We start from the raw sequence: 6,625 nt of genomic DNA on the forward strand, positions 1-6,625 counted from the left end.
GGCCGGCGGCGCGGCGCGGGGGTCGGGCTGGCGGCAGGGTGCCTTCCACCGGTCCTCCTCCTGGGACCAGTCGCCGTCCCGGGAGAAGCCGCACTGGCCGAGAGTGCGGTCGATGTCGGCCGGGGGAAAGCCGTCGTCCGCGCTCCGGGGGGTGACGGTGACCACGAGGGCGTCCACCTCGCCGCGGTCGGGGTGGTTGTCCAGGCTCTGCACGGTCAGGTGCCACTTCTCGCCGTCGCGGACCGTCTCCGCCCGGTAGGGCGCGCTCGGCCGCGCGCCGCCGCTCTCGGTCGTACCGCCTGCTTCGGTCTCCGCCACGGATACCCCTTCCTCGTCCCGACCGCCTTCCCCGCGTGCGCCCCGGGAATCCGCCCGGCCGGTCCGCGCAACCCCACCCGCGCACCCCCGTCCACGCCGCCGTGTGCCTGTCCCGCCGGTTCGCGGGCAGACGTGTCTGTTACGGCGGCCGCCGCAGCGACCGCGACCGAGCCGAGGCGAAGGAGCGGACGGATGAGCGGGGTACGAGTGACGACCACGGCCGAGGTCGCGATGGAGCTGGGCACCTACGGCGCCGAGCGGCAGGAGGAGATCCACGAGGCGCTCGACCGGCTGGCGGACGCGTCCGCGATCGGGGTCGGCGCGCCGGACGGCGTCGGCCTGCGGGCCGAGGTGATGCCGGGCATGTACGCGCACTGGGTCCTGCTGGAGGCGCCGCGGCTGGCCATCGTGTGGCAGGTCGTCGTCGCCGACTGATGGGCGTACGGCCGCACGGGCGTACGGCCGCACAAGCGCACAAGCGCAGGCACACCGGCGTACGGCCGTATGCCCGTCGATGGCAGGGGGGAAACGAATGTGCGCAGGGGTCGGATGTTCTGTCCCTGAGCGGTAACGCGCAACCTCAAGGGCGCGCGGCACGGGCAGGATGGCGTGCGGCGCCCCGGCGTCACTGCGAGCACACTGGAGAGAGGAACACCATGAGCATCAGGAACACCAGCCGCGGGATACCGGCGGTCCTGCTCCTCACCGCCGGATTCGCGCTGGCCGCGTGCGGCCCCTCCGACGACTCCTCCGGCCCGGCGGCCGTGTCCTCGCCGACTCCGTCGTCGTCCACGCCGCCCGCCTCCTCGACTGCCGCGCCACCGTCCGGGCCTGCCACGAGCACGACCGGCTCCACCCCGGCGGCCACCAAGCCCAGCACCGCGAACGGCGCCGCCGGCTCGACGGTGGCGGGCTGCGCCACCAGCCACCTGAAAATCACCACCGCGGACCAGAACAGCGGCGCCGGCAGCACCATGTTCGAGCTGGTCTTCCAGAACACCGGCAGCGCCCCCTGCACCCTGCACGGCTACCCGGGCGTCTCCTTCGTGACGTCCGGCAACGCCCAGCTCGGCAAGGCCGCCGCCAGGACCGGCGGCGCGACTCCCGTCGTCACCCTGATCCCCAACGCCCACGCGTACGTCGACGTGCGCACGGTCAACGGCGTGGGCGGCTACGACCCGGCCGCCTGCAAGCTCACCAAGGTGCCGGCCCTGCGCATCTATCCGCCGAACCAGAAGCAGTCCGTGAACATCGCGTGGAATCAGGAGGAGTGCGTCGGCCCCACCATCCAGAACCTCCAGGTGGGTCCGGCCCACAGCAACCGCTGACCCCGCCCGGGCCGCGGTCATTCCCGCCATCGCCCCGCCAACGGCCGTCGCGCGACGACGGCAGCGCGGCAGAGGGGGAGGGCGGGAATGCAGGGCGTACTGCTCGCTGAGCGGTTCCGGATCGGGGAACACCTCGGCGCGGGCGGCATGGGAGAGGTCTGGTCCGCGCAGGACGAGCGCATGCGGCGCGCGGTGGCGGTCAAACCCGTCCACGCGCTGCCCCGCGTCAGCGAGACCGAGACGCAGGCCCGCTTCCAGCGCGAAGTCCAACTGGCGGGCAGCCTGTCGCACCAGAACATCGTCACCGTCCACGACTGGGGCGAGGTACTGGTCAGGGGCCTGCCCACGCTCTACCTCGTCATGGAACGCGTACGCCTTCGGCCTGTTCCTGCGACATGTACGGCGGCGAGCCCGATACCGCGCCGGTGGCGGTGAGCGCGTGGATGATCATAGTGCCGCCGAGGAATGTCGCGATGCCGAAGTCCAGGACCTCGGCCGTTCCCTCCGGCAGTCGGGTGGCCCGGTCCATCAGCAGGGTGGTCAGGGCGTCGTGAACAGCGGCGGCGTCCGCGGGACGGTCGTCGGGCCGTTGGGCCAGCAGGCTCATGATCAGGTCGTTCAGCGCCGTGGGAAGGCCCTCGCCGAGCGCACCCGGTTCGGCGGGGGTTGCGTCCAGCTGCATGCGCAGGACGGCCATCGGAGGGCGACCGTCGAAGGGCGGCCGTCGAAGGGCGGCCGGCCGGTCACCGCGTCGTAGAGCAGACACCTCAGGGAGTACAGGTCGCTGCGGTGGTCGATCTCCCGTCGCGGTGCGGGTGTTCCTGCGCGGCGGCCTTGACGCGGGTCAGAGCGGCCTCGGTGGTGGTCCCGGCGGGTGGCCCGCCGGTCGTGCCCGGCCGCTAGCAGGGGAAGGGGCCGCAGAGCCAGTTGCCCGGTTCCGCCGGGTCGTCGCTGATCCAGAACTGGCGCCACAGCAGCGCGAATTCCTCGCGGCTGAGGTGGCCGTCGCCGTTCAGGTCGAGCAGTTCGAAGACGCCCGCGGTGTCCGCCGGCTGCCCGTTCCAGGTCTCGACGAGCCTGCGGTGCTCCTCGGGGGAGATGACGCCGTCGCCGTTGGCGTCCACGGCGTCGAAGACGGTGTCGGCGGTCGCGGTGACGTCCGCGACCATGGCGGGCAACCGGTCGACGAGCAGCAGCACTTCGTCCAGGTCGACCGCGCCGTCCCCGTCGATGTCCCCGGTTTCCAGCAGTGTCGCCCACCAGCCCATCAGCAGCGTCTCCACCCGGGTACGCAGCTCCGTCCCCGGGCCGACTCCCGGCAGCCGGCTCCAGCGGGCGACGAGCGCCCTGAAGTCCTCCTCGCGCAGGTAGCCGTCGCCGTCCGCGTCGAACGCGGCGAACATCCCTTTGAGCTTGCGCTCCTGAAATATGCTGGCCATGAGCGGTCTCCCTCGACGCCGGACCGAACCGTGAACCGCCCGCGCCCGCCGTAACGGATCGCGGACAGCACGTAACGGTAGGCCGGGACGCACCCGTACATCCACGGGCACATGCGCACGAAGCCTCACCCCCGCGGTCGGTCCCGTCCGCCCCGCGCACAGCGCCCCGCTCCTCTGGTCAAGGGGCGGGGCGCCGGGCTGAGTTGAGTCGTCGGACCTCAGCAGGAGAGGTTGTTGCCCGCGGGCACGCCCAGGATGGACGTGAAGCTCTGGTAGGCGTTGACGCGGGACTGGACCTGGGCGGGGTTGCCGCCGTTGCACTCGATGCTGCCGTTGATGCTGCGGATGGTCTCACCGAAGCCGGCGCCGTTGACCATGGCGTTGTGCGGGGTCATCGTGCCGGGGCCCGACTGGGTGTTCCAGTACCACAGGCCGGTCTTCCAGGCGATGGACGCGTCGGTCTGGACGAGGTTCGGGTTGTGCAGCAGATCGATGCCCAGGGAGTCGCCGGCGGCCTTGTAGTTGAAGTTCCAGCTGAGCTGGATCGGCCCGCGGCCGTAGTACGCCGACTGTCCGGCGGGGCAGCCGTAGGACTGGCTCGTGTCGCAGTAGTGGGAGTAGTTGGCAGTGTTCTGCTCCACGATGTAGACCAGACCGCCGGTCTCGTGGCTGACGTTGGCGAGGAAGGCCGCGGCCTCCTGCTTCTTCACCGTGTCGCTGCCGGTGGTGGCGAAGCCCGGGTACGCGCCGAGCGCCGCGGTCAGGCCGCTGTAGGTGTAGAAGGAATTCCGCCCGGGGAACATCTGGTTGAACTGCGCCTCGCTGACCACGAATCCGCCGGCCGGCGGCGGGGTGGTGCCGCCCGATCCGCCGGTGCCGCCGGTGCAGGTGTACGGGCTCCAGTACCAGGTGCTGATCGTCGGGTCGTAGCCCGGGTTGTCGTGGGTGGCGATGTAGTAAAGGCCGTTGGTGTACCGCACGATGGCGCCCGTGGTGTAGGCGCGGCCCGCCACCCAGGACGGGTAGCTGCAGCCGCCGCCGGTCGATCCGCCGGTGCTGCCGGTACCGCCGGTGCACCCGCCCTGATCGGCCCAGACGTCGGCGGCGCCGGGCGTCTCGCCCTGCGTCCACCATTTCGCGGACCAGTTGTGGCTGTTGTACGAGGCGGACATGCCGCCGGTGTAGACCGAGGACGAATTCCACGCGGTGGCGCAGTCGGCCGCCGAGGCGGTGGACGACATGGGCACCAGGATCGCCAGGCCCACGATGGCCGCGAGCGCGGCCAGGAACGCGATGAGACGCTGTCTCGACACGTGACCACTCCTTATGGGGGTTCGGGTGGGGTCGGGGCTCACTCCAACGCATTGGTCTGGACCTGTCAAGAGCCAGGGTGTACCCGGCGCCAACCGGGCAGGCAGCGGCGGCTTTCCGCGTACCCGTGGACGTCCCTGCCGGTGCGCCCGCCGGTGTGCCCGCCGCCGGGACGTACGGGGCGGTAATGGCAGGCGGCTCGTCGCACTGACGCGCTACGCTGACGGCCACAGCTCAACCACCTCCCGGTGTGCAGGCCGCGGTTACTTCTTTCTGGCAGAACCACTTCGGTGGGCGGGGATCGAACCCCGCAGAACCGCAGCCGCCTTGTTCTCGGGAGGCACAGCATCGGGGGGTGCCCGGTGCGCAGGCAACGGATACTTCTTTCTGCAAAAAAGAAGACCCGGGTTCGAATCCCGGCGGTCTGACGCAGGTCAGGCTGTGGTGCAGCGGCCCAGCACATTGTCTCCGTCGCCGACCCTGATCTCGGGCACCCACCCCATTGCTGCGCTTCCCTTCCCGCACGAGGGGTTCTTCCTTGTCCAGGTTCAACACCCGTACGGCCAGGCCGTCCACCGAATCGCCCATACGGTCGACCGGAGAGCGCACCCCGACCGCCCAGGGGGCGGCCGGTTACCGGCGCGACGCGAAGTCGGAGCTGTTCCTGCTGGCGGTCGCCAACTTCGTCGGCACCGACACCTTCTACGAGAAGGGCGGGGACCGCGACGACCGCTACACGCAGCTCGTCCGCCACCTCGCCCTCGACGACCCCGAGTGGGTCGCCCGGATGCTGGCGTGGCTGCGCGGCGAAGGCAACATGCGGACCGCCGCGATCGTGGGCGCCGCCGAATACGTCAAAGCACGCCTGGACGACGCCCGTTCGCACGAGCGGAGCCGCAAGGAGCAGGGTGCCGACATGCCGGCCACCGCGTCGTCCGGCGACGGCCTGTCCGCCTCGGTCACCGCGAACCGCCGGGTGATCGCCTCGGTCCTCAAGCGCGCCGACGAGCCTGGCGAGCTGCTCGCCTACTGGACATCCCGCTACGGGCGGCGCATACCGAAGCCGGTGAAGCGGGGCGTCGAGGACGCCCTCGGCGACCTGTACACCGAGCGCGGCCTCCTGAAGTTCGACACCGCGTCCAAGGGCTTCCGGTTCGGCGATGTCATCGAACTCGTCCACCCCGCGCCCAAGGCCGCCTGGCAGGGCGACCTGTTCCGGCACGCCATCGACCGCCGCCACGACCGCGACAACCCCGTACCGGACTCGCTGCGCCTTCTCGACGCCCGCGCGCGGATCACGCGGTGGCCGGTCGAGGAGCGGCGCGAGGCGGTGCGGCGCCCGGACGCGGCGGATCTCCTCAAAGACGCCGGTATGACCTGGGAGGCGCTGGCCGGTTGGCTCCAGGGGCCGATGGACCGGGCGGCGTGGGAGGCGGTCATCCCGTCGATGGGATACATGGCGCTGCTGCGCAATCTGCGCAATTTCGACGAGGCGGGCGTGTCCGACGAGGTGGCCGCCACGGTCGCGGCGAAGCTCGCCGACCCCGGTGAGGTGGCCCGCTCCCGGCAGCTGCCGATGCGGTTCTACTCGGCCTTCAACGCGGCACCGTCGCTGCGCTGGGGGCGCGCCCTGGAGCAGGCGCTCACGGCGTCGCTGGGCAACGTTCCGGTGCTCGGCGGCCGGACGCTGGTCATGGTGGACACGTCCGGGTCGATGAACGGGGTCTTCTCCCGCGACGGTTCGCTGATGCGCTGGGACGCCGCGGCGCTGTTCGGCCTGGCCCTCGGCCGCCGCGCCGCGTCCGCGGACGTGGTGTCGTTCTCCAGCGCCCGCCTCTACGCCCGCGACGCACCCGGCGCGAAGACCAGGGCCTTCCCCCTCACCCGCGGCGGCTCGCTCCTCGGCGACGTGCAGAAGTGGAAGGCCGGCGGCTGGTTCCTGGGCGGCGGCACCGACACGGCGGCGGCGCTGCGGAAGGAGTTCACCGGCCACGACCGGGTCGTCGTCGTCACCGACGAGCAGACGGGCTCGGACCCGCGCGAGGTGACCGCGGCGATCCCGGCGACGGTGCCGATGTACACCTGGAATCTGGCCGGTTACGAGGCAGGCCACGCCCCTTCCGGCGAACTCGACCGCCACGCTTTCGGCGGCCTCACCGACGCGGCGTTCCGCATGATCCCCCTCCTGGAATCCGCCCGCACCACCCACTGGCCCTGGTCCCCCTGACC

At 71.5% G+C, this 6,625-nt stretch carries 8 protein-coding genes; 4 read left to right on the top strand and 4 right to left on the bottom strand.

Annotation, left to right across the window (positions count from 1 at the left end):
- Positions 1 to 318, bottom strand: a 318-nt coding sequence (locus tag V7E46_RS31530; protein WP_333771609.1) for a hypothetical protein, incomplete at its 3' end; no start/stop codon positions are given.
- Between the two features lie 192 nt (positions 319 to 510).
- Here V7E46_RS31530 and V7E46_RS31535 point away from each other — a divergent pair.
- The 3 genes from V7E46_RS31535 (at position 511) to V7E46_RS31545 (ending at position 2,081) form a co-directional block, all read left to right on the top strand.
- Positions 511 to 753, top strand: coding sequence for a hypothetical protein (locus tag V7E46_RS31535; RefSeq protein WP_329177896.1), 243 nt, complete (start codon positions 511 to 513; stop codon positions 751 to 753).
- Positions 754 to 974: 221 nt separating this feature from the next.
- Entirely contained in the window at positions 975 to 1,646 is a 672-nt protein-coding gene (locus V7E46_RS31540) for a DUF4232 domain-containing protein (protein WP_333771610.1), read from the top strand.
- Between the two features lie 87 nt (positions 1,647 to 1,733).
- Positions 1,734 to 2,081: a protein kinase domain-containing protein gene (locus tag V7E46_RS31545; RefSeq protein WP_333771611.1), complete on the top strand. Its 348-nt coding sequence runs from the start codon at positions 1,734 to 1,736 to the stop codon at positions 2,079 to 2,081.
- Here the strand turns inward: V7E46_RS31545 and V7E46_RS31550 are convergent.
- The 3 genes from V7E46_RS31550 to V7E46_RS31560 all read right to left on the bottom strand — a co-directional run bounded on the left by V7E46_RS31550 (position 2,005) and on the right by V7E46_RS31560 (position 4,398).
- Positions 2,005 to 2,328 (bottom strand): hypothetical protein, encoded by a 324-nt coding sequence (locus tag V7E46_RS31550; protein WP_333771612.1) that lies wholly within the window; start codon positions 2,326 to 2,328, stop codon positions 2,005 to 2,007. The two genes, V7E46_RS31545 and V7E46_RS31550, sit on opposite strands and share 77 nt — an antisense overlap.
- Positions 2,329 to 2,545: 217 nt before the next feature.
- Positions 2,546 to 3,085 (bottom strand): EF-hand domain-containing protein, encoded by a 540-nt coding sequence (locus tag V7E46_RS31555; RefSeq protein ID WP_333771613.1) that lies wholly within the window; start codon positions 3,083 to 3,085, stop codon positions 2,546 to 2,548.
- Positions 3,086 to 3,303: 218 nt separating this feature from the next.
- Entirely contained in the window at positions 3,304 to 4,398 is a 1,095-nt protein-coding gene (locus tag V7E46_RS31560; RefSeq protein ID WP_333771614.1) for a glycoside hydrolase family 19 protein, read from the bottom strand.
- 536 nt (positions 4,399 to 4,934) lie between these two features.
- On the opposite strand from V7E46_RS31560, the gene V7E46_RS31565 reads away from it, so the two are divergent.
- Positions 4,935 to 6,623 carry a TROVE domain-containing protein gene (locus V7E46_RS31565; protein WP_333771615.1) on the top strand — a complete coding sequence of 563 codons (1,689 nt, stop codon included), beginning with the start codon at positions 4,935 to 4,937 and terminating at the stop codon, positions 6,621 to 6,623.
- The last annotated feature ends 2 nt before the right edge of the window (positions 6,624 to 6,625 follow it).

It is taken from the genome of Streptomyces sp. IBSBF 2435 (assembly GCF_036815005.1).
GTDB lineage: Bacteria > Actinomycetota > Actinomycetes > Streptomycetales > Streptomycetaceae > Actinacidiphila.

Coding starts and splice junctions, on each gene's coding strand:
- V7E46_RS31535 (WP_329177896.1), top strand. CDS start 511: ATGAGCGGGGTACGAGTGACGACCACGGCCGAGGTCGCGATGGAGCTG.
- V7E46_RS31540 (WP_333771610.1), top strand. CDS start 975: ATGAGCATCAGGAACACCAGCCGCGGGATACCGGCGGTCCTGCTCCTC.
- V7E46_RS31545 (WP_333771611.1), top strand. CDS start 1,734: ATGCAGGGCGTACTGCTCGCTGAGCGGTTCCGGATCGGGGAACACCTC.
- V7E46_RS31550 (WP_333771612.1), bottom strand. CDS start 2,328: ATGCAGCTGGACGCAACCCCCGCCGAACCGGGTGCGCTCGGCGAGGGC.
- V7E46_RS31555 (WP_333771613.1), bottom strand. CDS start 3,085: ATGGCCAGCATATTTCAGGAGCGCAAGCTCAAAGGGATGTTCGCCGCG.